General features: G+C 63.0%; 20 protein-coding genes. 7 read left to right on the top strand and 13 right to left on the bottom strand.

Translation table 11 applies throughout. The features are described 5' to 3' along the window. Positions 1-45 precede the first annotated feature (45 nt). From ACF8GB_RS17005 to ACF8GB_RS16990, 4 genes are all read left to right on the top strand, one after another. Entirely contained in the window at positions 46-378 is a 333-nt protein-coding gene (locus ACF8GB_RS17005; RefSeq protein WP_196186383.1) for a multidrug efflux SMR transporter, read from the top strand. A 104-nt stretch (positions 379-482) separates the two neighbouring features. After that, a complete protein-coding gene (locus tag ACF8GB_RS17000) occupies positions 483-1,658 on the top strand; it encodes an FAD-binding oxidoreductase (RefSeq protein ID WP_078477894.1) in 1,176 nt (391 codons plus the stop codon). Beyond that, the gene (locus ACF8GB_RS16995; RefSeq protein WP_058638911.1) at positions 1,655-2,467 is read left to right on the top strand and encodes an aldo/keto reductase; all 813 of its coding nucleotides are present in this window, start codon (positions 1,655-1,657) and stop codon (positions 2,465-2,467) included. Before ACF8GB_RS17000 ends, ACF8GB_RS16995 begins: the two co-directional genes overlap by 4 nt. Positions 2,468-2,513: 46 nt before the next feature. Then, complete coding sequence (locus ACF8GB_RS16990; RefSeq protein ID WP_058604008.1) at positions 2,514-3,485, top strand: hypothetical protein; 972 nt, start codon at positions 2,514-2,516, stop codon at positions 3,483-3,485. Between the two features lie 138 nt (positions 3,486-3,623). On the opposite strand, the gene hldE is transcribed toward ACF8GB_RS16990, so the two are convergent. Together hldE and msbA are read right to left on the bottom strand one after the other, a co-directional pair. Continuing rightward, the gene (gene hldE / locus ACF8GB_RS16985; RefSeq protein ID WP_023532960.1) at positions 3,624-5,045 is read right to left on the bottom strand and encodes a bifunctional D-glycero-beta-D-manno-heptose-7-phosphate kinase/D-glycero-beta-D-manno-heptose 1-phosphate adenylyltransferase HldE; all 1,422 of its coding nucleotides are present in this window, start codon (positions 5,043-5,045) and stop codon (positions 3,624-3,626) included. A gap of 129 nt (positions 5,046-5,174) precedes the next feature. After that, positions 5,175-6,980, bottom strand: coding sequence for a lipid A export permease/ATP-binding protein MsbA (gene msbA / locus ACF8GB_RS16980; RefSeq protein ID WP_392516045.1), 1,806 nt, complete (start codon positions 6,978-6,980; stop codon positions 5,175-5,177). A 146-nt stretch (positions 6,981-7,126) separates the two neighbouring features. Here msbA and ACF8GB_RS16975 point away from each other — a divergent pair, with 146 nt between their 5' ends. Next, the gene (locus ACF8GB_RS16975) at positions 7,127-8,983 is read left to right on the top strand and encodes an O-antigen ligase family protein (protein WP_392527346.1); all 1,857 of its coding nucleotides are present in this window, start codon (positions 7,127-7,129) and stop codon (positions 8,981-8,983) included. Between the two features lies 1 nt (position 8,984). Beyond that, on the top strand, positions 8,985-10,193 hold the full coding sequence (locus ACF8GB_RS16970; RefSeq protein WP_392516046.1) for an acyltransferase family protein: 1,209 nt from the start codon (positions 8,985-8,987) through the stop codon (positions 10,191-10,193). Here the strand turns inward: ACF8GB_RS16970 and ACF8GB_RS16965 are convergent. The 9 genes from ACF8GB_RS16965 to putP form a co-directional block, all read right to left on the bottom strand. Next, on the bottom strand, positions 10,170-10,808 hold the full coding sequence (locus ACF8GB_RS16965; RefSeq protein WP_058638908.1) for a CatB-related O-acetyltransferase: 639 nt from the start codon (positions 10,806-10,808) through the stop codon (positions 10,170-10,172). The genes ACF8GB_RS16970 and ACF8GB_RS16965 overlap by 24 nt on opposite strands. 5 nt (positions 10,809-10,813) lie before the next feature. Next, complete coding sequence (locus ACF8GB_RS16960) at positions 10,814-11,698, bottom strand: glycosyltransferase (protein ID WP_058604013.1); 885 nt, start codon at positions 11,696-11,698, stop codon at positions 10,814-10,816. Then, the gene (locus ACF8GB_RS16955; RefSeq protein ID WP_058604014.1) at positions 11,695-12,840 is read right to left on the bottom strand and encodes a glycosyltransferase; all 1,146 of its coding nucleotides are present in this window, start codon (positions 12,838-12,840) and stop codon (positions 11,695-11,697) included. The genes ACF8GB_RS16960 and ACF8GB_RS16955 overlap by 4 nt, the downstream gene beginning before the upstream one ends. Then, complete coding sequence (locus ACF8GB_RS16950; RefSeq protein WP_392527345.1) at positions 12,837-14,267, bottom strand: PIG-L deacetylase family protein; 1,431 nt, start codon at positions 14,265-14,267, stop codon at positions 12,837-12,839. The genes ACF8GB_RS16955 and ACF8GB_RS16950 overlap by 4 nt, the downstream gene beginning before the upstream one ends. Then, positions 14,264-15,160, bottom strand: a complete 897-nt coding sequence (locus tag ACF8GB_RS16945; protein WP_196142496.1) for an antimicrobial resistance protein Mig-14 — start codon at positions 15,158-15,160, stop codon at positions 14,264-14,266. Before ACF8GB_RS16945 ends, ACF8GB_RS16950 begins: the two co-directional genes overlap by 4 nt. Beyond that, on the bottom strand, positions 15,160-16,287 hold the full coding sequence (locus tag ACF8GB_RS16940; RefSeq protein WP_392516048.1) for a glycosyltransferase: 1,128 nt from the start codon (positions 16,285-16,287) through the stop codon (positions 15,160-15,162). Before ACF8GB_RS16940 ends, ACF8GB_RS16945 begins: the two co-directional genes overlap by 1 nt. Further along, the gene (locus ACF8GB_RS16935) at positions 16,271-18,028 is read right to left on the bottom strand and encodes a carbamoyltransferase (protein WP_058604017.1); all 1,758 of its coding nucleotides are present in this window, start codon (positions 18,026-18,028) and stop codon (positions 16,271-16,273) included. The genes ACF8GB_RS16940 and ACF8GB_RS16935 overlap by 17 nt, the downstream gene beginning before the upstream one ends. 232 nt (positions 18,029-18,260) lie before the next feature. After that, complete coding sequence (locus ACF8GB_RS16930; protein ID WP_326384006.1) at positions 18,261-19,097, bottom strand: 23S rRNA (adenine(2030)-N(6))-methyltransferase RlmJ; 837 nt, start codon at positions 19,095-19,097, stop codon at positions 18,261-18,263. Positions 19,098-19,268: 171 nt separating this feature from the next. Then, a complete protein-coding gene (gene putP, locus ACF8GB_RS16925; protein ID WP_058638903.1) occupies positions 19,269-20,747 on the bottom strand; it encodes a sodium/proline symporter PutP in 1,479 nt (492 codons plus the stop codon). A gap of 359 nt (positions 20,748-21,106) precedes the next feature. Here putP and putA point away from each other — a divergent pair, with 359 nt between their 5' ends. Then, entirely contained in the window at positions 21,107-25,060 is a 3,954-nt protein-coding gene (putA, locus tag ACF8GB_RS16920; protein WP_197844729.1) for a trifunctional transcriptional regulator/proline dehydrogenase/L-glutamate gamma-semialdehyde dehydrogenase, read from the top strand. A gap of 140 nt (positions 25,061-25,200) precedes the next feature. On the opposite strand, the gene ACF8GB_RS16915 is transcribed toward putA, so the two are convergent. Both ACF8GB_RS16915 and ACF8GB_RS16910 read right to left on the bottom strand, forming a co-directional pair. Further along, positions 25,201-25,638 carry a hypothetical protein gene (locus ACF8GB_RS16915; protein WP_392527344.1) on the bottom strand — a complete coding sequence of 146 codons (438 nt, stop codon included), beginning with the start codon at positions 25,636-25,638 and terminating at the stop codon, positions 25,201-25,203. Positions 25,639-25,649: 11 nt separating this feature from the next. Then, positions 25,650-26,381 (bottom strand): hypothetical protein, encoded by a 732-nt coding sequence (locus ACF8GB_RS16910; RefSeq protein WP_145253693.1) that lies wholly within the window; start codon positions 26,379-26,381, stop codon positions 25,650-25,652. Positions 26,382-26,644 lie beyond the last annotated feature (263 nt).

Below are 26,644 nucleotides of genomic sequence, written 5' to 3'. Positions count from 1 at the left end.
CATCCGAGTACGGCCTAGAATGCGCCCATCGAATGGAGAACCGTCATGAATGCCTACACCTACCTTGCGATTGCCATCTGCGCCGAAGTCGTCGCCACCGCTTCCATGAAGGCCGTCAAAGGCCTTAGCACGCCATTGCCTTTGCTGCTGATGGTGGCGGGTTACGGCATCGCGTTCTGGATGCTGACGCTGGTGGTGCGCAGCATTCCGGTGGGCATCGCCTACGCGATCTGGTCTGGGCTCGGTATCGTCCTGATCAGCGTGGCAGCACTGGTGATCTATGGGCAGAAGCTGGACATCCCGGCGATACTCGGCATGGCGATGATCGTCGGCGGCGTGGTGGTGATCCAGTTGTTCTCCAAGACCACGGGGCATTGAGCCGGGCCTTGGCAGCAGCCTCTGGATGCGTGACGCACGCCACCCCGTGCATCCGATCCTGAGCCTGTATACTTGCCAGCTGTCCCAGTTTTCGAGGTATCGCCATGCCATCTGCCATTTCCACTGACGTGCTGATCGTCGGCGCCGGGGTCGCAGGCCTCTGGCTCAATGCCCGCTTGCGCCGCTTGGGTTATTCGACAGTGCTGGTGGAGCGCGCCACGGTAGGCGGCGCACAGACGCTCAAGTCCCAGGGCATCATCCATGGCGGGACCAAGTACGCGCTGCATGGGGCCTTGACCGGCGCCTCGGAAGCGATTGCCGACATGCCGCGCCGCTGGCGCGAAGCCTTGGCGGGCAACGGCGAACTGGACCTGCGCCACACGCGCTTGCTGTCCGATGCGCATTACCTGTGGTCTCCAGGCACCCTGGCCGGCAACCTCACCAGCTTCTTCGCCAGCAAGGCGGTGCGTGGCCGGGTGGATCAGGTCAAAGGCGACCAATTGCCTGCGGCGCTGCAAGACCGCGCCTTCAAGGGCAAGGTCTATCGCTTGGCCGAACTGGTGATCGACGTGCCTAGCCTGCTGGCCAACCTGGCCGAACTGGCCGGTGACAGCCTCTTGGCAGGCGAGCGCATCGAGCCGCTGCGCGACAATGGCGAGCTGGTGGGCCTGCGTGTGGATGGGCGTGACATCCGCGCCCAGCGCATCGTGCTCAGCGCCGGCGCCGGCATCGCGGACCTGTTGCAGGCACTGGGGCTCGAGCAGCCCGCCATGCAAACCCGCCCCCTGCACATGGTGATGGTTAAGGGGGCCAACCTCAAGCCACTCTATGCCCATTGCCTGGGCGCAGGCCCCAAGCCGCGCATGACGGTGACCACCCACCCAGCCGCCGACGGACAGTGGGTATGGTACCTGGGCGGCGAGCTGGCCGAAGCCGATGGGGTGGCCCGTGAGCCGGCCGAGCAGATCGCCGCGGCACAGAAAGAAGTGGCCAGCCTGTTGCCCTGGGTGGATCAAAGCCAGCTGCACTGGGCCACCTTGCGGGTGGACCGTGCCGAGCCTGCCCAGTCCGGCCTGGTGCGCCCGGACAATGCGTTTCTTGCCGAACAGCAACGGCTGCTGGTGGGCTGGCCTACCAAGCTGGCCCTGGCACCTGATTTCAGCGATCGGGTTATCCGCCAGTTGCAACGCGACGCCGTGCAGCCCCAGGCCCAGGCCGACCTGACCGACTTGCCGCGCCCGCCGCTGGGCCAGCCTGCGTGGGAGACCCTGCTGCCATGAGCCTGCCAACTCTCCACGGCCTGCATCGCCCCCTGGGCAGCACGGGTTTGCAGGTTTCGCCCCTGGGGCTGGGCACGGTCAAGCTTGGCCGGGACCAGGGCGTCAAATACCCTTCAGGCTTCACCATCCCCGGCGACGATGAAGCCAGACTGCTGCTTGGCCAGGCCCGCGACCTGGGCATCAACCTGCTCGACACCGCCCCCGCCTATGGCCGTAGTGAAGAGCGCCTTGGCCCGCTGCTGCGGGGTCAGCGCGATGCCTGGGTGCTGGTGAGCAAGGTGGGCGAGGAATACGACGGCGGTCAATCGCGCTTCGATTTCAGCGCAGCCCACACCCGCCGCTCGGTAGAACGCAGCCTGCGCCGGCTGGAAACCGACCGTATCGACTTGGTGCTGGTGCACTCCGACGGTAATGACCTGGCCATCCTCGAGCAGCAGGAAGTGTATGAGACCTTGGCCGCGCTCAAGCGTGAAGGCAAGCTCCTGGGTTTCGGCTTTTCAGGCAAGACTGCGGCCGGAGGCTTGAAGGCGTTGGAGCAAGGCGACTGCGCCATGGTGACCTTCAACCTGAACGAACAGGCGGAGCGACCGGTACTCGACTACGCTGCGCAGCACGGCAAGGCCATCTTGGTTAAAAAGGCCCTGGCCAGCGGCCATGCCTGCCTGGCACCCGGCGTCGACCCGGTCCGTGCCAGCTTCGAGCTGCTGTTCGCCCACCCAGGCGTCAGCAGTGCTATCGTGGGCACCATCAACCCGTTGCACCTGGCCCATAACGCGGCCACCGTCGCCCGAATCCTGGGCCAGCATTGAGTCTGCCTGGCCACGCGCCAGGTGAGCCGTCGCAAGGAGGAGCAACGTGGCGCGAACGCTGATACGCAAGAACCCGAGCAACTTCAAGACGCTGCCGCTGCATGTCGAGGCCACGGCCGAAAGCCTTCTCTACCAGGGCACCGGCATGCCCCTCAATTTCGCCCAGACCCAGCAACGTCGTAAACCGGTGGCGGTGGCAGACCCGCAGCGGTTCGCGGTTGAGCTTGCCAACCTGGGTGTGTCGGTGCGCCTGACGCTGAGCTGGCAAAACCGTGACTACTGGGTGCTGGTCCGTCAACGGCGGCAAGACCGTGGCGACGTGGTGCTGAAACTGATCTCAGGCTACGTGCCCGCCCAGGAACTTAACCTGCCATTGCACACCGCCGTGCAGGAAGTGGCCGAGGAATGCCTGCTGGAAACCACCGAGGGTTGGCTGGGCGGCCGTTTCAACGACACCTGGCTACCGGTGCCCTATGCAGCAGCCTTGCACTACCGTGAGACGCCGCATTTTCAACTGGCCCCGCAGTCCGGTGCCGCCCGCCCGGTCTACTGCGGTAACCTGGTCCTGCTGGAACGGCCCCGGGCCTACGTGCACCTGCCGACCGCTTCCCTGCAACTGATCTACGACATGCGCCTGCAAGTGCCCAGGGAGATCAAGAAACTCAGCCTGTTCCATGTGGACGAACGCCTGGAGGGTGACCAGTTGGTGGCGCGGCTGAACCGCAAGCGCCCGGACCTGTACCTGATGCCGCTACAGGACGGCCAGCCCCTGGCCGAGCTGTATACCTTGAAGAAAGACGAACTGGTGCCAGCCAGCACACGCGGGTTGTACCTGGCCGAAAGCTTCGCGCGGCAGGAGGGCTGGGTGGTCAACGAGGAACGCATACGCTGGAAGGACTGGGTGCGCCAGCAAGGCCTGGTGGAGCCCAAGCCAGCCCGCGCCTCTCACCTGCAACGGTTCGGTGCCAAGGCCCGAGCGCTGCTCAAGCGGGCGCGTACCTCACTGCACAAGCCCTGACCGAAGCGTAACGCTGTTCATTTGAGATAGATGGGGCCGCTCTGCGGCCCTAAGTGAACAGCATTACGGCCGAAGCGGGCATATAACGCTTCTCTCGCAGGACCGGCTGAACAAGGGCCGACGTGCGGCCCTGCCCTGTCAGTGCTTGCGGATTTTCTCGACGATGGCGGTGGTAGAGCTGTTTTCCACCAGCCCCAGCACTTTCACGGTGCCGCCATAGGCGTTGACGATGTCGGCGCCAACCACTTGGTCGATGCCGTAGTCGCCGCCTTTGACCAGCACATCCGGCTTGACCTGGCTCAGCAGGTTTTCCGGGGTGCCCTCGGAGAAACTGATCACCCAGTCTACCGCGCCCAGGCCTGCCAGCACGGCCATGCGGCGGTCGACGCTGTTGATCGGCCGGCCCGGGCCCTTCAGGCGGCTGACCGATGCATCGTCATTGACCGCGACGATCAGACGATCGCCTTGCGCGCGTGCCTGCTCCAGGTAGGTCACATGGCCCGCATGCAAGATGTCGAAGCAGCCGTTGGTGAACACGATGCGCTCGTTGTGCGCCCTGGCATCGTCGATTGCCACCAGCAATTGCTCAAGGCCCAGCACCCCGCGCTCGGAGCCCTCTTCGCGCTGGATGGCGCGGCGCAGCTCCGGCGCGCTGATCGCCGCAGTACCGAGCTTGCCGACGACAATGCCCGCTGCCAGGTTGGCCAGGGCCACTGCCTGGGGCAGTTCCTCACCGGCGGCAATGGCGGCGGCAAGGGTGGAGATCACGGTATCGCCTGCGCCGGTCACATCGAACACTTCACGCGCACGGGCTGGCAGGTGCAGGGGCGGATGGCCCTCGCGCAGCAAGGTCATGCCGTGCTCGCCACGGGTCACCAGCAAGGCGCCCATGTCCAGTTCCTGCAGCAGCTGCAAACCCTTGGCAACCAGCTCCGCCTCGTCGGCACAACGGCCGACGATGTTCTCGAACTCGCTGAGGTTGGGGGTGATCAGGCTGGCCCCGCGGTAGACGGAGAAATCCTTGCCCTTGGGGTCGGCCAGCACCGGGATGCCCTTGGCCCGTGCAGCCTGGATCAACGCCTGATGGTTTTTCAGCGCGCCTTTGCCGTAGTCCGACAGCACCAGAACCTTGACGCCTTCGAGCAAACCGTCGACTTCTGCGCTGAGCGACACCGGGTCGGTGGCGAAGGATTCTTCGAAATCGATGCGCAGCAGTTGCTGGTGCCGGCTCATGACCCGCAGCTTGACGATGGTCGGCTGGTGCGCAATGCGCTGGAACACAGAACGCACGCCTGCCGCCTGCAGGCTGTTGGAAAGGCTGTCGGCAGCTTCGTCCTGCCCGGTGACGCCCACCAGGGAAGCCGGCGCGCCGAGTGCGGCGATGTTCAAGGCCACGTTGGCCGCACCGCCTGGGCGATCCTCGATCTGATCGACCTTGACCACCGGCACTGGCGCTTCCGGCGAAATACGCGACGTACCGCCATGCCAGTAGCGGTCGAGCATGACATCGCCGACCACCAGTACCGGGGCTTGATCGAAACGCGGCATGGACAACTTCATGGGCAACCCATATGACAATAGTGAACAGGGACGGGATATTAGCACAGCGTGGCTGGCGGCTTTAGGGCCAGTTCGCGCTGAGGAATACCCCGAAACAGAAGGGGCGCTGGGCCCCCTTTGCGGGCAGGGTCAGGTGATATCGGCCTTGGCCGGCTCATCCAGGCCCATGGCGTGCAGGCGGGCATAGTAGCCGTTGGCAGCCAGCAGTTCGGCATGGGTGCCCCGCTCCACCAGGCGGCCCTGATCCATGACCAGGATCTGGTCGGCCTTCTCGATGGTCGACAGGCGATGCGCGATCACCAACGTGGTGCGCCCCTGCATCACGCGGTCCAGCGCAGCCTGGATGTGCCGCTCGGATTCGGTATCCAGAGCCGAAGTCGCTTCGTCCAGGATCAGCAACGGCGAGTTCTTCAACAGCGCACGGGCGATGGCCAGGCGTTGGCGCTGGCCACCGGAGAGCAACACGCCGTTTTCGCCGATCTGGGTATCGAAGCCCTTGGGCAACTGATCGACGAAATCCTTGGCAAACGCCGCCTCGGCCGCCGCTTCGATGTCGGCACGCGGCGCGCCGGCCAGGTCACCGTAGGCAATGTTGTTGGCGATGGTGTCGCTGAACAAGGTCACATGCTGGTTGACCTGGGCGATGTGTCGACGCAGGTTGAGCAACTTGAAGTCTTCGATTTCCACGCCATCGAGCAGTATCTCGCCGCTGCTGTGGTGGTAGAAACGTGGAATCAGGCCGGCCAGGGTGGACTTGCCGCTCCCGGAGCGGCCCACCAGCGCGACCATCTGCCCAGGCTCGACGGTGAAGTTGATGTCGCTCAGCACCTGGCGATCGGTACCGGGGTAGGTGAAGCTGAGGTTGCGAACTTCCAGGCGCCCGCTGACTGCATCGCGCTCGACGGTGCCCCTGTCCACTTCCCGCTGCTCGTCGAGCTGCTCGAAGATACTCTCGGCACCGGCCACACCCTTCTGGATGGTCGAACTGACTTCAGACAGCTGGCGAATCGGCTTGGGCAGCAGGCCGGCCAGGGTGATATAGGCCACCATGTCACCTGCCGAGGCGTCCCCACGAAGGTACAGCACCAGGAACATCAGAACGGCCATGGCAACATAGATCACCAGTTGCAGCAGGGGCGTATAGATGGCGCTGGTGCGGGTCATGCGCAGCTGCTTGTCGGTGTTGCTCTGGCTGGCCTTGAGGAAGCGCTGGCGCTCGTAGGCTTCACCGCCGAAGCTGCGCACCACGCGGTAGCCCTGAATGGTCTCGGACGCCACGTGGGTGACGTCGCCCATGGCAACCTGGATCTTCTTGCTCTGCTTGCGGAATTTCTTGCTGGCACGGCCCACCATGAAGGCGATCAGCGGCAGGATGGCCAGCATCACCAGCGTCAGGCGCCAGTTCATCAGCAGCAGCGAGCCGAACAGGAACACCACCGTCATGCCTTCGCGAATGACCACCTTGATGGCATCGGTAGCCGCCCCGGTGACCATGGTCACGTTGAAGGTGATGCGCGAGATCAGGTGCCCGGAGTTGTTCTGGTCGAAGTAGCGGTTGGGCAGGCTCAGCAGGTTATTGAACAGTTGCACCCGCAGGTCATGGACCAGGCCCAGCGAGACCTTGGCCAGGAAGTAGTTGCCCAGAAACGACCCCAGGCCCTGCCAGGCAGCGATGATGATGATCAGCGCCGGCACCGTGTGCAGCAGGTTCAGGTCACGCAGGTGCGGGACGTTGGGAAACAGCGAGGCATCCGGGTTGGACAGGCCGTCGACGAAATACTTGAGGATGTAGCCCAGCATTGGCTGGGTCGATGCAAAGATCAGAAAGCCCAGGATACTCAGCAGGAACACGCCGATGTAGGGTCGGACATAACCAAGTAGACGGAAATAGATCTTCATGCTCGATGGGCTCTGGGAGCCGTTGGCGTCTGTCATATCACGGAACATGCTGAAAATGGGGTGCTGACTTTACCACACGTTGGCAGCGGCGTCGGACCACTCGGCCCCGCCGCTTACCAGCAGCAATGCGCGCAAAGCTGGGTTAACATTGCCCGTTCTTTCGACCTGGGCCCTCTTTCTCCATGTTCCCAAGCAGCCTACGCAACGCCGGCAACCGCTTTTTCGATTTCGTGTGCCTGTGGCTGCTGCCGGCCGGCATGCTGGCGCTGCTCGGTGCCCTGTTCTTCCTGCCCGAACGCAGCCTGCACCACAAGCTGTACTACGGTCTTTTCAGCATTCCGACCCTGCTGGCGCTGTGCGTCCGGCCTCGTGAACTGAAAACCCTGTTTCGTGAACCGCTGCTGTGGCTGTTCGTGGCCTTCGCCGGCTACGCCATCCTCAGCCTGAGCTGGTCACCCTCGCCGGCGCAGGCGGACAACCTGATCAAGCGGCCCCTGCACACCCTGATGCTGTTCCTGGGCACCGGGCTGATGCTGCGTTACCGACCCGAGGCGCTCAAGGGGCTGTTCCTGGGCGCTGCGCTGCTGGCGCTGCTGGCCACGCTGCGGGACCTGACCACGTTCATGCTCACCTACACCCCGGGCAGCCGGCTAATCGGGGCCGGCGCTCTGGACAACCCGCTGCTCAGCTCGCACCTGTACGGTTTCTTCGGGACCTACTGGCTGTGGATGGCGGTCAACGGCAAGCGGGCGTTGACCGTGTCGCTGTGCATGGCGGCCTTTGCGGTCATGTTCGCCGCGGTGGTGGCCACCGGTTCCCGCACGCCCCTGGTGGCCATGACCCTGGCGGTGAACTGGATCGCCCTGCTCTGCCTGGACCGTCGCTCGATCCCCCTGTTCCTGGCCGCCCCGCTGTTCATCGTCGCGGTGCTGGTGGTGGACCCGCAGTTGATCATGGCGCGCGGCGACTCGTACCGTTTCGATATCTGGCGCATTACGTGGGACCTGTTCCTCCAGCACCCGCTGATCGGCCATGGCTACGACGCGCCCCTGTCCATCGATGTCGGCGTGGGCTACCTGCTGAGCGAGCCCCACAGTTTCGTCATGGGCGTGCTGTATTACGTGGGCATCCTGGGCTTGCTGCCGTGGCTGGGCATGATCGTCTACGCGCTTTACAGCGGCTGGAAGTACCGCACCCACCCTGCCTTGCAGATGGCCTCGGCGCTGCTGGTGTTTGGCATCGGTGCGGGTCTGACCGAGGGCGGCGGTATCCTGTCGCGGCCCAAGGAGCATTGGTTCCTGCTGTGGATTCCGCTGGCGCTGGTCGCCGGGCTGAACATCGCCCGCCGGGGTGGCAGGCTGGTGGCGGCCAACCGCGCCCGCTTGAGCGAGGCGCAGGCCAGGCAGCTGCATGAGGGTGCTCGCGTCATCGAAGAGGACGGGCTGGGCCCCAAGGTCCTGCTGCTGCAAGATGGCAGCTTCCTGAAGTTGTTCCGCCCGCGCGCCTGGTACACCGCCGGCGCCTTCTACCCTTACGCGCGCCGCTTTGCCAGGAACAGCCAGCAACTGGCACTCGAAGGCATTCCCACGCCCCCCGTCGTGGAACTGCTGAACTACGCCGATGGCACCCAAGGCGTGCGCTACATCCCCCTGGCAGGCCAGACCGTGCGCCAGGCGCTGCAGGCCTGCCCATCGCTGGCAGAACGCCGGGCCCTGGTGCAGCGTATGGGGCGGTTCATGGGGCGTCTGCACCAGCAAGGCGTCTACTTCCGGTCCTTGCATCTGGGCAACGTACTGCTGATGGACAACGGTGAATTCGGCCTGATCGACCTTGCCGACATGCGCTTGCTGCCTTCGCCGCTTTCGGCGGAGCTGCGCCAGCGCAATTTGCGCCACATGCAGCGCTACACCGAAGACAAGCAGTGGCTGTTCGAGGAAAACGTCCAGGCCCTGCTGGAAGGCTACAGCGCAGCAGCCAGCCAGACCATGAGCCACGCCCTGCGCCAAAAGCTGGAACTGGCCCCGGGAGCGGAACGCTGACATGGGCTATCTGGCGCCGCTGCTGAGTTTCCTGGTGTTCGGCCTTGCCTTGTTGCTGGCAGGGCTGCTGCTGCGCAGCCCTTGGGTGGCGCGCCATCTTGAGCCGGTGGCGGGGCGCTGGGCCACTCTCGATGGCTTGAGGGGCTACCTGGCACTCGGGGTCTTCATCCACCATGCCGCCATTGCCTGGCACTACCAGCACACCGGCCAGATCAACATGCCCCCCGAACGCTTCTTCGCCCAGATCGGGCAAGCGAGCGTCGCGCTGTTCTTCATGATCACCGGGTTTCTGTTCTGGAGCAGGCTGGTGCGCCAGGGCCGCGCCTTCGACTGGCGAGCCTTTGCCATTTCCCGGGTCATGCGCCTGTACCCGCTGTATTTCGGCCTGCTGGCTGCGGTGCTTGTGACGGTGTTCTACCTGCAAGGCTGGAAGCTGCTCGACACGCCAACCGCCCTGGCACAACAGCTTTCAGGCTGGCTGCTGTTCCACCGCCCCGACATCAACCAGTTGGCCGGCACCGGCAACCTGATCTCGAACGTGACCTGGACCCTTAACTACGAAATCTACTTCTACCTGGCCCTGCCGTTGCTGGGCCTGATGTTCGTCTACCGCGGTACGCTCTTGAGGGCCATTGCCTGCGTGGTCGCCCTGTACCTGCTGGCAAAGCTTGTGGGCTGGGAACATGCGCTGAAAAAGAAATACCTGATGAGCTTTGCAGGCGGCATTGCGGCGGTTTACTGGGTACGCAGCCCGGCACTGGTGCAATGGGCCAAGGGCAGGTACGGCACCTGGATGGCCATCGGCTTGCTGGTGCTGGTAATGACGGTGCTGCACAAGACCTTCGCGGTGTTCCCGCTGCTGCTGCTAAGCCTCGTGTTCTGCATCATCGTCTCAGGCAACGACCTACTGGGCGCCCTGGCCCTGCGCAGTGCCCGCTGGCTAGGCGAAATCAGCTATAGCCTGTACCTGCTCCATGGGCTGGTGCTGTGGTGGCTCGCCTATCGCCTCTACCCCTCTTACGGGTTCACCTACGACGACCGCGGGGCGTTCATGGCCGTGATCGCCATCGCCTGCACCGTGCTGGTGGTCGTGAGCAGCGCCACGTTCCTCTTACTGGAAAAGCCGGGGATCGCCCTGGGCAAGCGCCTGGCCCAGCGCCCGCAGGCCAAGCCCGAGAACCTGAAGTCAGGCTCGACCCACCAGGCCTGAGGCGCGCCGCTCGGCATAGGCGAGAAACGCCTGGATGTCATCGCTGCACAGCTTGCCCACCACATGGGCAATCTCGGCAGGTGGCCAATCCCACCAGGCGCTGGCCAGCAGTTGTTCTCGCACCGCTTCCGGAAATCGCCAGCGCACGATGCTGGCCGGGTTGCCGCCGACCACCGCGTAAGCAGGCACATCCCGGGTCACCACGGCCCCAGCGGCCACGATGGCCCCGCTGCCAATGCTAACCCCCGACAGGATCGTGCAGTTGGAGCACAGCCATACGTCGTTGCCGATGGTCACGTCACCGCGGCTGAAGGCATAGCCCTCGATGGCCGATGCCTCGGGCAGCATGGCCGGGAATGGGTAAGTGGTTACCCAGTCGGCCCGATGATGCCCGCCCAGGAAAATCTGCACGCCTTCGGCAATCGAGCAATAGGCGCCGATGCGCAGCGTCGTCCCCTCCTGCCAGTCGTGCACCTCGGGCACGCCATAGCTACCCACGCCGAAAGCGTACTGGGGGTAACGCGCGGCAAATCGCGCTTGCCCGCGCTCGATGGCCGGCAGCTTGCGAATCGCCCGCTTGGCCCGTTTTTCCCGGTAGCGCGAGAGCCAGCCCATGCCCTTCAGCCCTTTTCCAATGGCGAGAAGAACAATCGCCCCAGCCCGCGCCAGGTCTTGCGCGTATAGGCGCGCAGTGGAATCTGCGCCAGCAGTTCGCGGGCCAGCTTGCGATCACGGTTGGCCACCTTGAGGAACATCGAGTTCAGCGCCTTGAACTTGACCTGCTCATAGGCCGGATGATCCTTGAACTTGGCATAGGTGCGCAGGATGTTGTCGATCATGAAACGGTGGTTCTTGTACGAGTTGCTGGCATGTTTGCGGTAGCGCGCCATGACCACGCTCAGGCCATCGATGAAGTACCCGGCATGGGTCACCTTCAGTTCGATCAACAGGTCTTCCAGGCGGATATCCGGGTCGAAGCCGCCCACCTTCTCCAGTGCCTCGCGGCGAATCAGCAGCGTGGGCGCAGGTGGGTAGGGTTTGCGCTCAAGGAACATGTCCTCGAAGTCCAGGCGCCTGAATGGGACTTCGCGGCGCTGCCGCGCTTCGGGGAACAGCTCACCCTGGGAATCGATGAGCTCGATGTTGCCAGCGCAGATACCCACTTCGGGCTTGTCGGCCATGTACTGGACCTGGATCGCGATGCGGTCCGGCATCATGATGTCGTCGGAACCAAACGGCGCAATCAGCGAGCCCTTGGCCCGCGCAATGGCCTCGTTGAGCGTGTGGGTCAGGCCTTTGTTGCGCTGCACGCGAAAATCGAAACCGTGCTGCGCCTGCAGGCGCTCGATACGCTCGACGCTGTCATCGGTAGAGCCGTCGTCCACCACCAGCAGCTCGATGTGCGGGTAGGTCTGGTTCAGCACGCTGAGAATGCTCTGCTCGATGTATGGGCCATGGTTGTACGATGCGATGATCACCGTGACCAGGGTTGGGTCCGCACTCATTTCGGCTCCTTCGCAGCCAAGCCCGACTCGATCAGCGCCAGGTATTGCTGACGGAACACGTCGATGTCGTGGTGTTGATTGAGGTAGTGATAGGCCTGCTCGCCCTTGGCGTGCAACGCCGCGTCATCCAGCGCCAGGTAGCGGTCCAGTGCTGTGGTCAGGCTGGCAACGTCCGCAGGCTTGACCACCTCGCCGCCCGCGCCGGTGATCAGCGGCAACATGGCCGGCACGTCGCTGGCGATGACCGGCAAACGCCCGCTCATACCTTCGAGCAGGGCAAGGCCCAGACCTTCGGCCAGCGATGGCATGGCCCAGATGTCGAACGCACGGACATAGCGCAGGGCGTTGTCACGAAAGCCCAGCAAGTGCGCCCTGCCCGTCAGGCCCAGGCGATCGATCTCGGCCTGCAGGCGCGCCTGCTCACGACCCGCCCCGATGATCGCCAGTTGCGCGGTGGGGTACTTGTCCTTCAAGGCGGCAAACGCCTGGATCAGGTAGGTATGGCCCTTGACCGGCACCAGGCGGCCCAGCGCCCCGACCATGCGAACGTTCTGGGCCAGGCCAAGCTGTGTGCGGGCCTCGGCCTTGTTCAGCTGCAACGCCTGGGCCTGATCCGTGTCGATGGCATTGGTGATGGCATGGGTGTTGGCATCGGTGAAACCGCACTTGCAGTCCAGCAGGTATTGCTTGACTGCCGGCGACACACCCACGAACTGCCAATGCCCGTCGATCAGGCGCTGGGTCTGACGACGGCGATAGGTGCGGTCGTACTCGCCAAAGCCATGGGAAATGCCGATGCACAACGGGATCTTCAACCAACGGTTGAGTTGCAACAGCATGTTCACAGGCTTGAAGCGGTTGCAGATCACCACGTCGAAGCGTTCGCGCCGGCAAAACCGGTAGAGCTGCCACAGTGCCTTGAGGCGCATGCCCTTGAGCGCACCGTCGCTGAAGTCGAAGTACACCGAATGGTCGGCGCGACTGACCGGTTGGCCAGGCGCAGGCCGGCCCTTGAGAAAGGCCATGGTCGTTTCGAACCGATCCGCTGGCAGCGCCTTGAAGATCTGTTCGGCCAGGTCGGCAAAATCGTGCTGCTTGATGTTGTAGTCCGGTTGCAGTTGCAGGACTTTGAAACGCTTCATACGTTTTCCCGATGTACACCCTGGTGGCGGTCCGTCAGAACCCAGAACAGCTCGTGGCGACGCACGGCCTTGCGGAAAAATTCGTTCTCGCCATAAGGCGAACTGCGCCGGCCTGCCAACCAGCGCTGGATCACTCGGCGTACTCGGCGCTTGAAGGGCGGGCGGGGCTGCAGGTCGTGCATCATGCCCAGTGCCATGGCCTTGTCATGTTGCAGTGAGCGGTCCAGCACCAGGGTGCAAGGGCGCCCGACCGACAACTCACTGGTGACCGGCGGCAAGGCCACGCCTGCACCGCTGTCGCCCATGGGCCAGCGGTCATTGTCGTGCAGGTGATTGGCATAGCCCAGCAGGATTTCGGGTTGCCACTGCAGGCCCTGCAACGCTTCGTGCAGCGCTTGCTGGGCAGCCACGTGGTCAGGATGCGGATCGAGCACCGGGTGCGGCATCACGATCACTTCCGGGCGCGCCTGTAGTACCAACGCGCGCACGTCGGCCAGCAGGTTCTGCCAGGTCGGAACGCCGTCGTCGCCCGGCAAAGACAGCGCGTTGAGGGTACGGAAGGGGCGCGTATCGGTCATGTCTGCCTCGCGCGAGCCGAAGGGGGTGGTGGGTGCCTGCCGCATGGCGGGCAATTGCAGGCAGAAGTAGCCCAACTGCACGCAGCGCTCTTGCGCAACGCCCGCCCAGCGAGGCACCGCGATACTGTCCCAGGCCCGCAAGCGCCCTTTGAGGCGCGCAGCCTCGGCAGATGACAGGCCCATGGCCTGGTAGTGCTCGGCCTCGATTTCGCCAGCGGTCAGGGTCACGATCCAGGCTTCGTCTGCCTGGCTGTACAGGCCGTAGGCGGCGAGTTCGGCATCATCGGCATGGGGCGCGATGACCATCACCCGCTTGCGACGCAGGTCTGGCTGCTGGAACATCCACAGGCGCGGCTGGCCCACCAGCCGGCAGAAGCGCCCGCGCAAGGTGATCTGGCCTTGACGCAGCGCCGTGTCGAGCCCAGTCAGGTTGAGGTAGCGCTTGCCGCGAACACCGCGCTCGAACACCTGCAGGTCTTTGCCGCCTGCGCCTTCGATGTACACCCCAGGGTCGAAAAACCTGCCCAGCAGGGCGCAACGCAGTTCAACCTGCAGCACCCAGGTTGCACCTTCAGCGACGGGCGCTGCGGGTAATTGCAAACGGCCGCCCTGCAGGCTTACGCCCATCACTTCATCGGCCCCATCGAAGGCATAGGTGTAGTCGCCGGCCGGGGTGTAAAACAGGTGGTCGGCCAGCCACGCCTCGTGGGCTACCCACAGCAGCGGCAGGAACAACAACGGCAGCCACCAGATGAACGCACCCAGCGCAATCAACGCCACCAGGGCCATCAGCAGCCCGAAGCGCTTGTTGCGCCGATGGCGCTTTAGCAACTGCTGCTTGCGGCTCACGCCTGGTACACCGGCACAGGGTGGCACCAGCGGTCCTTGTACTCGCGGTCGGCCCGGCCGAACGAGAACCGCAATGGCTTGTTGCGCGCGCGGGCGTCCTCCCAGGCGGCCTGGGTATTAAGGAAGCTCAGCACGCTGCCGGGGCTGAACGCCTTGGTCTCAGGATCGACGCCGCCATTGACGTATTCGACGCTGATCCATTCAGGCGCCTCGACGCGGTACACCAGCTGGATGGCGATAGGCTTGTCATCGAGCAGCAAGACTGAGCCGATCAGCAGGTCCCGCAGGCGCTCGATCACGTCGCCCATGCGCTCGGCGCCAGTGGCTGCGAACCCCCAGCGACGCTGGAAAAGGTCGCAATACATGGCGGCGACAGTAGCGGCATCGAAGTCGCTGATCGGCCGCACCACGCCACCGGCTTCTTCCAGCAACCGCAGTTCACGGCGCTGGTTGTAACGGAATTTCTTCGACAGGTCTTCTGGCGCACGGGCCATCGCCAGCTGTTCTTTCTGCGCCTTGAGGCCGACAAAGCGGCCCTGGTTCAGTTCGGACAGGTAGCGTGCGCCATGGCGCAGCGGCGCGGCGGCGTTGGCTGCCGCAGGCAGGATGATTTCGGCATTGCCCAGGTCGAACAATGCCTTCTTGCCGCTGCGCTTGAGCACGTCCTTGGACAGCGCCAGGTGACGCCCCCAGGTGGGGATGGCCGCCTTGAGCTCGCCGGCCTGGTGCCAGGCCAGGTAACGCACGGGGATCTGCGCCAGGTCCGCCAATTGGGAGACCACCAGGGGATGGGTGGCGACACTACCGCCGAAACGCGCCCAGGCCTGGGCATAGGTCTGCGCATCGATGACTTGCCAGCCACGCTCGCGCAGGGCTTTTACAGGATTGAACATCAGGCCCCCACCAACGTGCGAACCTGGGGCAGTTGCCAGAAGGTCTCGCGCACCGCCTGGTCCGAGAAACGCTCGCGCAGGCGTTCGAGCATATGCTCGGCGCACACCTGGCGCTGCGAGTCGTCCAGCGCAGCCATGCGTTCGAAGCCTTGCGCCAGCTGGCTGGCATCGCCCAGGGGGAACAGCATGCCGACACCCTCGACCACTTCCCGCGCACCGCCACAGGCCGTGGCCAACACCGGGACGCCAGCGACCATAGCTTCGAGCAGGACCATGCCGAAGGGCTCATGATCGGAACTCAAGGCGAACACGTCGAAGGCCTGGAAATAGCGACGCGCATCGGGCACCTGCCCCAGGAAGTCGACCTGATCGGCAATGCCCAGCTCGCGGGCCAGGGCCTTTAGCTTGGATTCCAGGCGGCCCTTGCCCAGGATGGCCAGGCGCGCACCAACCGGCAATGCCGGCAACGCCTGGGCAAAGCCGCGCAGCAAGGTGGCCTGGTCCTTGTCTGGGTGCAACCGACCGACATTGCCCACCACCCAGGCCTGCGCATCCAGCCCCAAGGCTTCGCGTGCCTCGGCACGCGGCACCAGGGCGGCTTGAAGGGTGGCGATGTCGATGCGGTTGTACAGCGTCTGGATGCGGTCGGCGGGCCACTGCGCCAGGCAGCGGCGCATGTCGTCGCGCACCGCGTCGGATACACCCAACAGGCTCAAGCGCTTGCTGAACAGGTTGGCGAACAGGCGCCGGCCTTTGCGCTCATAGTCGCCAAAGGCGTGGTGCACGCCTATCACCGGTAACCGGGTCCCGAGCAAGGCGACGTAGATCGGCTTGAAGCGGTGAGCGATGCAGAACGCGAAGTCGCGCTGGGCCGCGATCTTGCGCAACGCCCGGATCGCGCCGAGCTTCAGGCCACGGACCGCCTTGGAACTGAACTCCAGAAACAGCACTTCATCCGACCCACAGCCGGCCGCCACCTGCGGGTCGGCTGCACCGGTCAGGAACACGGTCGTGACCTTGTAGCCGCTGCCCTCGAACAGGCTGGCGTATTGACGGGCACAATCGAGGAAAGGCCCGTCATAACCATGGCAGAACTGCAGGATGCGCGGTTCAGAGCGGCTGTTCATAGGCGGCAGCGCCGTCCTTGACGACAAGGATATCTTCCATGATCAGGTACTGCAGATCGGAGCCGAAGAACATGTTCAGGGCATCGGTCGGCGAGCAGATCATCGGCTCACCCCGGCGGTTGAGCGAGGTGTTCAGCGAGACGCCGTTACCGGTCAACGTCTCCAGCGCCTTCATCATGTCGTAGTAGCGCGGGTTGTACTCGCGCTTGAGCACCTGGGCACGGGACGTGCCGTCTTCATGGACCACCTCCGGCACGCGGCTCTTCCACTCCTCGGCCACTTCGAAGGTGAAGGTCATGAAGGGCGCCGGGTGGTCGACCTTGATCATCTGCGGGGCGACCGTATCGAGCATCGACGGGCAGAAGGGTCTCCAGCGTTCGCGGAACTTGATCTGCTCGTTGATGCGGTTGGCCACGCCCGGCACGCTCGGGCAACCGATGATCGAGCGGCCACCCAGGGCACGCGGGCCGAACTCCATGCGGCCCTGGAACCAGGCCACCGGGTTGCCATCGACCATGATCTTGGCGATGCGCTGCGGCATGTCGTCGAGCTTGCGCCATTTCGGCGCGTTGGGGTGACGGGCGCAGGCTGCGATCACATCTTCGTTGGAGTAGGACGGGCCGAGGTAGACGTGCTCCATCTTCTCGACCGGCACGCCGCGGGCGTGGGACACGTAGGCGGCCGCCCCCACTGCCGTGCCGGCATCGCCGGAGGCTGGCTGCACGAACAGTTCCTTCACGTCGGGACGGGCGATGATCTTCTGGTTGAGCTTCACGTTCAGCGCACAACCGCCGGCGAAGGCCAGCTTGCCGGTTTCGCGCAGGGTGTCGCCCAGGTAGTGGTCGATCATCTGCAGGGCGATCTTCTCGAACAGTGCCTGCATGCTGGCTGCGTAATGGATGTACGGCTCGTCAGCGATGTCGCCTTCGCGCTTGGGCCCCAGCCATTCGATCAACTTGGGCGAGAAGTAGAAGCCCTTGCCTTTCTCTTTGTAGCGGCGCAAGCCAATGACGTTGGCGTAGTCGGTGTTGATCACCAACTCGCCGTTTTCGAAACTGGCCAGGCGTGAGAAGTCATATTTGCTGGCATCGCCATAGGGCGCCATGCCCATGACCTTGAATTCGCCGTCGAGCATTTCGAACCCGAGGAATTCGGTGATGGCACCGTACAGGCCCCCCAGCGAATCCGGATCGAAGAACTCCTTGATCTTGTGGATCTTGCCGTTCTCGCCGTAGCCGAAGAAAGTGGTGGCGTACTCGCCTTTGCCGTCGATGCCCAGGATCGCGGTCTTTTCCTTGAAGCCGGAGCAGTGATAGGCGCTGGAGGCATGAGCCAGGTGGTGTTCCACGGGCTCGATCTTGACCTTTTTCGGGTCGAAGCCCAGCTGTTCCAGGCACCAGACGATCTTCTTGCGGTAGCGCTTGTAGCGGCGGTTGCCCATCAGAATCGCGTCGAGGGCGCGGTCCGGTGCGTACCAGTAGCGTTTGGCGTAGTGCCAGCGCGCCTTGCCGAACAGGCTGATGGGCGCGAACGGGATGGCAATGACATCGACGTCGGAGGGCTTGATACCGGCTTGTTCCAGGCAGAACTTCGCCGATTCGTAGGGCATGCGGTTTTTTGCATGCTTGTCGCGCACGAAACGCTCTTCTTCGGCGGCGGCAATCAGCTTGCCGTCGATGTACAGGGCCGCGGAAGGGTCATGGCTGAGGGCGCCGGACAGGCCAAGAATCGTCAATGCCAAGGGATAGGCCTCTTCATTCGATAAAGATGCGCCAGCGGCCTGGTGGGCGGGTGGCGGCTAAAAGGCGGGATTATAACGCAAAGCGCAGCGTGCGCATGCCTCTGCAAAGGCTACGCCTTTGGCCAGGGCACAAACTCCACAAACACGGCAATCCCGCAGCTCACCCATCACGCGGTCACTGGCGCGGCCTAGCCGGGGCGACCGCAATGGGCCCGTCAGCGACCGCCAGGCCTCATTCGGCGATCAGCCAATCCATGCGGTAGCTGCCCTCGGTCTGCGCCAATTCCCGGGCGAGCCAAGGCAGCAGTTCCTTGAGCTCATCTTCCAGCCCCCAAGGCGGGTTGGCGATGGCCAGCCCGGATCCATTGAGGCCCTGCGGGCTGTCCTGGTGATGCACATACAGCTCGACACGCAACAGCTTGGGCGCGCCAGTGCTGGTGAGGTCCTGATAGAAACGGGTCAGCGAGCGCTGGTCCTTGATCGGGTACCAGATGGCCACCACCGTCTGGCGCATCCGACCAATGGCTTCCTTCATCGCAGCCGTGCAACGCTTGAGCTCATCAGCCTGCTCGAACGGCGGGTCGATGAGCATGACCGCGCGCTTTTCCTGCACGGGCAACAAGGCTCGCGGCACGTGCCAGCCCTCGCCCAGGTGCACGAACACGCGTGGATCCTTCTTCATGTTTTCCTTGAGCAGCGGCCCGTCCTCGGGGTGCTTCTCGTTGAGTAAGGCGCGGTCCTGCTGGCGCATCAGGCGACGCGCCAATTCAGGGGAGCCTGGGTAGTAGCGCAGCTCGCCATCGGCATTCAGGCGCTTGATGACGCGCAGGTAATCGGCGGTCATGGCCGGCAGGTCATCACGGTCCCACAGCCGCGCGACCCCCTCGAGGTACTCACCGGTTCGGCTCGCCTGATCACCCTTGAGGTCGTACAGCCCCAGCCCGGCATGGGTGTCGAGGTAGGCGAACGGTTGCTCCTTGCGCGACATCAGGGCGATGAGGCGGGTCAGCACGATATGTTTGAGAACGTCGGCATGGTTGCCGGCGTGGAAGGCGTGACGATAGTTCATGGAAACTCCTGCGCAGGACGCAAGTTTACCCTGCCTGGCAAACGACGTCAGGCCTGACGGTCCCCAGAAAACAACGAACCCGCCACCGCAGTGCTGCACGAACCCTCAAAGGCCGTGCGGACACTGCTGGAGCGGGTCCGGCTTTCAGCTAGCAGCGAGCCTTGGTGGCTGTCACTTGTCAGCGCGATAAGCCGCATCTGCCGTTTCAAAGCGGCTGACCATCGCCTGCGATGGGCGGCCCAGCTTGCTCACCAGGACGATGGCGATGCTGGCGAACAGGAAGCCAGGGATGATTTCGTACAGGCCCATGGTGTCGAAGCTTTTCCACAGGATCACGGTCAGCGCACCCACCACGATACCGGCCAGCGCGCCGTTGCGCGTCATGCCCTTCCACAGCACCGAGATCAGCACGACAGGGCCGAATGCAGCGCCGAAGCCGGCCCAGGCGTAGGCCACCAGGCCCAGCACGCGGTTTTCAGGATTGGCAGCCATGGCGATGGCGATCAAGGCCACGGCCAGTACCATCAGACGACCGACCCACACCAGTTCTCGCTGGGAGGCGTTCTTGCGCAGGAAGGCTTTGTAAAAGTCTTCGGTCAGCGCACTCGAGCACACCAGCAGCTGGCAACTCAGGGTACTCATCACCGCCGCCAGGATGGCCGACAGCAGGACGCCGGCGACCCACGGGTTGAACAGGATCTTCGCCAACTCGATGAACACGCGCTCGTGGTTTTCATTCACTGGCCCGGCCACCTCAGGGTGGGCCGAGAAATAGGCGATGCCGAAGAAACCGACGGCGCAGGTACCGGCCAGGCACAGGATCATCCAGGTCATGGAGATGCGGCGTGCGTTGGCGATGGACTTCACCGAGTCGGCGGCCATGAAGCGCGCCAGAATATGGGGCTGACCGAAGTAGCCCAGGCCCCAGCCCATCAGCGAGATGATCCCGATGAAGCTCGCACCCTTGAGCAGGTCGAAGTGCGCCGGGTTGACGGCTTCGATGGCGGCGAAGGTCTGGTCGAAGCCACCGGTGGAGATCAGCACGATTACCGGCGTCAGGATCAGCGCGAAGATCATCAGCGATGCCTGGACCGTGTCGGTCCAGCTCACGGCCAGGAAGCCACCGACGAAGGTGTAGATGATGGTAGCGGCAGCACCTGCCCACAGCGCTGTCTCGTACGACATGCCGAAGGTGCTTTCGAACAGGCGAGCACCGGCCACGATGCCGGAGGCGCAATAGATAGTGAAGAACACCAGAATGACGATGGCAGAGATGATTCGCAGCAGGCCGCTCTTGTCTTCGAAACGACTGGAGAAATAGTCCGGCAGGGTGAGCGCATCGCCGTTGTGCTCGGTCTGCACGCGCAGACGGCCGGCGACGAACAGCCAGTTCAGGTAGGCGCCGACGGTAAGGCCGATGGCGATCCAGACTTCCGACAGCCCCGCGAAATAGATGGCGCCGGGCAGGCCCATCAGCAGCCAACCACTCATGTCGGAAGCACCGGCCGACAATGCGGTGACCACGCTGCCTAGGCTGCGACCGCCAAGGATGTAGTCGGAAAGGTTCTTGGTGGCGCGGTAGGCAGCGAAGCCGATCAGCACCATTGCTGCGATGTAGATCACGAATGTGATCGTTAACGGATTACCCATGTGTTGGCCCTGGCGTTTGTTGTTATCTCATGCGCACCCACATCGTTGGTGGTTGCACCCAGGCGGCAGATGCTATTCAACAACATAAATCCGGTGCAACCATTTTTCACTGTGAAGTTGCACCCAAGTATGCTTTTTCAGACAAAGCCCCGTTTTTGCTCCCTAATGAGGCAGGCGTTGCCCTTTTATAGAACAAAATCTTGTCGACTTGACGCTTTGACCCTCACTAAAAACGACAGCCTGACGAGTTGCACCTTATTCGCGACATTTTAGGGTTGCACCTGGTTGCACCCGCGTTTTCCTACAGATAATCTTGTCGCCAGCTTAAGCCGCACTCGTGGCAATAATGAGGATAAGAAATGGCGACGACCACCCTTGGGGTCAAACTCGACGACCCTACCCGTGAACGACTCAAGGCCGCTGCGCTGTCCGTGGACCGCACGCCGCATTGGTTGATCAAGCAAGCGATCTTCAGCTACCTGGAGAAGCTCGAGGGTGGCGCGACCCTGACCGAAATCAGTGGCCAGGCCCTGGGCCTGAGCGATGAAGCCGGCGATGTACAGCCCGAGCAAGGTCACCAGAGTTTCATGGAATTCGCCGAAAGCATCCTGCCGCAGTCGGTCCTGCGCTCGGCCATTACCGCCGCCTACCGTCGGCCCGAGCAGGAAATGGTGCCGATGCTGCTGGAGCAGGCGCGCCTGAGCGCTCCGCTTGCCGACGCGGCCAACAAGATGGCTGCCGGCATCGCCGAGAAGCTGCGCAACCAGAAGAGCACCGGTGGCCGGGCCGGCATCGTTCAAGGCCTGCTGCAGGAATTCTCGTTGTCTTCGCAGGAAGGTGTGGCGCTGATGTGCCTGGCCGAAGCGCTGCTGCGCATCCCCGACAAAGGCACCCGCGACGCCCTGATCCGCGACAAGATCAGCACCGGTAACTGGCAGCCGCACCTGGGCAACAGCCCGTCGCTGTTCGTCAACGCCGCCACCTGGGGCCTGTTGCTGACGGGCAGGCTGGTAAGCACCCACAATGAGTCCGGGCTGACCTCCTCGCTGACCCGGATCATCGGCAAGAGCGGCGAGCCGATGATCCGCAAGGGCGTGGACATGGCCATGCGCTTGATGGGCGAGCAGTTCGTCACCGGCGAAACCATCGCCGAAGCACTGGCCAATGCCACACGCTTCGAGTCCAAGGGCTTCCGCTATTCCTATGACATGCTCGGCGAAGCAGCACTCACCGAGCACGATGCCCAGAAGTACCTGGCATCCTATGAGCAAGCCATCCACTCGATCGGCAAGGCTTCCAACGGCCGTGGCATCTATGAAGGCCCGGGCATCTCCATCAAGCTCTCGGCCCTGCACCCACGCTACAGCCGTGCCCAGTACGAGCGGGTGATGGAAGAGTTGTACCCGCGCCTGCTGTCCCTGACCCTGCTGGCCAAGCAATACGACATCGGCCTGAACATCGATGCCGAGGAAGCCGACCGCTTGGAGCTGTCCCTGGACCTGCTCGAGCGCCTGTGCTTCGAGCCCGCGCTGGCCGGCTGGAACGGTATCGGCTTCGTGATCCAGGCGTACCAGAAGCGCTGCCCGTATGTAATCGACTACGTGATCGACCTGGCCAAGCGCAGCCGCCACCGCCTGATGATCCGCCTGGTGAAAGGTGCCTACTGGGACAGCGAGATCAAGCGCGCCCAGGTCGAAGGCCTGGAGGGCTACCCGGTTTACACCCGCAAGGTCTACACCGACGTGTCGTACGTGGCCTGCGCGCGCAAGCTGCTGGCTGTGCCCGAGGCTATCTACCCGCAGTTCGCCACGCACAACGCCCACACCCTGTCGGCCATCTACCAGATCGCCGGGCAGAACTACTACCCCGGCCAGTACGAGTTCCAGTGTCTGCACGGCATGGGTGAGCCGCTGTACGAACAGGTGGTCGGCAAGATCGCCGACGGCAAGCTGAACCGCCCTTGCCGCGTGTATGCGCCGGTCGGCACCCACGAAACCCTGCTGGCCTACCTGGTTCGCCGCCTGCTGGAAAACGGCGCGAACACCTCGTTCGTCAACCGCATCGCCGACCAGTCCATTTCCATCCAGGAACTGGTCGCCGACCCTGTTACCAGCATCGAGCGCATGGGTACCCAGGAAGGCCGCATCGGCTTGCCACACCCCCGCATTCCGCTGCCACGTGACCTATACGGCACCGAGCGGGCCAACTCCGCCGGCATCGACATGGCCAACGAACACCGCCTGGCTTCGCTGTCCTGCGCCATGCTGGCCACCGCCAACAACGACTGGAAAGCCGGTCCGCTGCTGGCCTGCACCGCCAGTGACAGCGCGGCAACGCCGGTGCTGAACCCTGCCGATCACCGCGATGTGGTCGGCCACGTTCAGGAAGCGACCGTTGCAGACGTCGACAATGCCATCCAGTGCGCACTCAACGCAGCGCCCATCTGGCAGGCCACCCCGCCAGCCGAGCGCGCCGCCATCCTGGAACGCACGGCCGACCTGATGGAAGCCGAGATTCAGCCCCTGATGGGTCTGTTGATCCGCGAAGCCGGCAAAACCTTTGCCAACGCCATTGCCGAAGTGCGCGAAGCCGTCGACTTCCTGCGCTACTACGCCGTCCAGGCGCGCAACGACCTGAGCAACGATGCCCACCGCCCATTGGGCCCTGTGGTGTGCATCAGCCCATGGAACTTCCCGCTGGCGATCTTCACCGGCCAGGTAGCCGCAGCCTTGGCCGCCGGCAACCCAGTATTGGCCAAGCCTGCCGAGCAAACCCCGCTGATCGCCGCCCAGGCCGTGCGCCTGCTGCTGGAAGCCGGCATTCCGGAAGGTGTCCTGCAACTGCTGCCGGGCCGCGGCGAAACCGTCGGTGCTGGCCTGGTGGGTGACGAGCGCGTCAAGGGCGTGATGTTCACCGGTTCCACCGAAGTGGCTCGCCTGCTGCAACGCAACGTGGCAGGCCGCCTGGACAACCAGGGTCGCCCAGTGCCACTGATCGCCGAAACCGGCGGCCAGAACGCGATGATCGTCGACTCCTCGGCACTGACCGAGCAGGTGGTGATCGATGTCGTGTCCTCAGCCTTCGACAGTGCCGGCCAGCGTTGCTCCGCGCTGCGCGTACTGTGCCTGCAGGAAGACTCCGCCGACCGCGTGATCGAGATGCTCAAGGGCGCCATGGCCGAAAGCCGGCTCGGTTGCCCGGATCGCCTGGCCGTGGATATCGGCCCGGTGATCGACGCTGAAGCCAAGGCTGGCATCGAGAAGCACATCCAGGGCATGCGCGAGAAAGGCCGCTCGGTCTATCAGGTGGCGATTGCCGACAGTGCCGAGATCAAGCGTGGCACCTTCGTGATGCCAACTTTGATCGAACTGGACAGCTTCGACGAGCTCAAGCGCGAGATCTTCGGCCCAGTACTGCACGTGGTGCGCTACAACCGCCGCAACCTGGACCAGTTGATCGAGCAGATCAACAATTCGGGCTATGGCCTGACCCTGGGTGTGCACACACGCATCGACGAAACCATCGCCAAGGTGGTCGAGTCGGCCCATGCCGGCAACATGTACGTCAACCGCAACATTGTCGGTGCCGTGGTGGGCGTACAGCCGTTCGGTGGCGAAGGCCTGTCGGGCACTGGCCCCAAAGCCGGCGGCCCGCTGTACCTGTACCGCCTGCTGTCGACCCGCCCGGCGGACGCCATCGGCAGCCACTTCCAGCACCAGGACGGCGAAGCCAAGCCAGACCGCGCGCTGCACGAGCAGCTTGTCAAGCCGCTCCACGCCCTGAAGGCCTGGGCCGAGAGCAATCAGCTGTCCGACCTCGCCGTGCTGTGCAGCCAGTTCGCCAGCCAGTCGCAGAGCGGTATCGCCCGTCTGCTGCCTGGCCCGACCGGCGAGCGCAACACTTACACCATCCTGCCACGCGAACACGTGCTGTGCCTGGCGGACAACGAAACCGACCTGCTGGCGCAGTTCGCCGCCGTGCTGGCGGTGGGAAGCTCAGCGGTGTGGGCCGACGGCGAACCCGGCAAGGCCCTGCGCGCCCGCCTGCCACGCGAACTGCAGGCCAAGGTGAAGCTGGTACCGGACTGGAGCAAGGACGAAGTGGCGTTCGATGCCGTGATCCATCACGGCGATTCGGACCAGCTGCGCAGTGTCTGCCAGCAGGTGGCCAAGCGTGCCGGGGCGATTGTCGGGGTACACGGCTTGTCCAGCGGCGATCATCAGATTGCACTGGAGCGCCTGGTGATCGAGCGGGCGGTGAGTGTGAACACTGCGGCGGCTGGGGGTAACGCCAGCTTGATGACCATTGGCTGAGGCTGAGGGTTGTTGAAGAAAAAGGGAGAGCTTCGGCTCTCCCTTTTTTATGGAGTGCATGACTTGAGGCTGGGGATGGGCAGACAGTCTCCACCCTTTGCAGCGCCGGAGACCGAACGCCGCCCGCGGCATCGGCCATACTATCTTTCCAAGATGGGCGATCCAGAGGTACGCCAAAGCCGCCAGATACTCCATCCCTTAATCGCCTCTGAGGCAATCAACAACCCAACCCACATCCAGTTATTGATGCCAGCAACTACCATAGGTAAGAGCAAAACCACCGAAATTGACGGAACAATGAAGAACAATCTGAGTGGCATCTGCACTACCGCCAAAAACACCGCGAATTTTTGATACTTAAAAAAACTCACACACGTAACAATAACTGAAAGCTGTAAAAACAGCCCGACCCAAATCACGAACCCTGGACCACCCCAACTCCGCACCACTTCAAGACCACTGTTGAAATCTGACCAAAAAGGTATTGCGCCTCGGGCGGCACTACGCAAGATGTACAAAACAATATAAAAAGCATCCATACTTGCCCAAAACAAGTATATTGATCGTGGCTTATTCATATTTGAGACCATCAATAGGCGCCCCTTCTGTACTCATACTCCTCGTCAGGCACCACAGGACGCCAGTGCCAAGACTGCCCCGTGATCGCCCATGCATCGTCAGCCTGTACATAGTTCTGCGTTATCCGTCGTACATCGCCATATCGATGTATAGCCGATAACCTGACGAAACTCCGCTCATTTTCACCCAACGGTACCCACCTCTGACTTACAAGCCTACGGGTATTGGCATAGTCTTTCCCCTCGCTCGGAAAAAGACGCCCCTCATCCCCTCGAGATGTTAAAAAGTTTGCGGCCAATGCCACACCCGACCACAGTAAATTTGTATCAATACTGAATATTTTCCACTTTCCAGGGCCTTTAACCTCTGGGTATTTGCTCTCAGATAGCAGTAGGTCCAGCTTTGATTCCGCCCATCTCAAGCGAGGGTAACGCGCTATATCAATCGGAGAAATTGGTTTCTCCCGAATAACAAACCACCTGCCGTCCTCTACCAGCTTCAAAGCTCGCTCGATATCAGCCTGCAGCAGAGGACGCCCAGGCGGCAGATCACAAGCCTTCTGGAAATCACGCAGCCCACTCAGGGTGGTATTTTCCAGCAAAGCTTTCTGAACTACCGAACAAGCAAAAAAAGGATCTTCAACCTTCTCTAACTCTTCTTTCCAGACGTCTCGCCACTCACAAATCCTGTCCATGAAATTCCTCCACCACAGTGAAGATTCAATATCTATCTCATTTTCCATCACCGCGGTCGTAGGAAGTTTCTGCAACGCACGCAGGAAGCTAGCTTCATGCTGTCTTCTACGAACAAGTCTCTGATGCCTCAAATTCTTCATGCCGTCAGTGGAACATCAGAGCTTGAAAGGTGCCAAGGCTGACAGATGCATGCCTTTTGATCTCAAAGGTGCTGCAATATTACTATGAACACCTGCTTCTCTTGACGCTCACTCAACCCAGCCCCTTCGCCCCGTCAACCAACATCAGACGTTCCAAATACGAGAATCTG

The organism is Pseudomonas sp. xss_4 (genome assembly GCF_043104125.1).
Lineage (GTDB): Bacteria > Pseudomonadota > Gammaproteobacteria > Pseudomonadales > Pseudomonadaceae > Aquipseudomonas > Aquipseudomonas parafulva_B.
The sequence above is the reverse complement of the archived record's forward strand: the minus strand, read 5'-3'. Positions and strand labels throughout refer to the sequence as shown.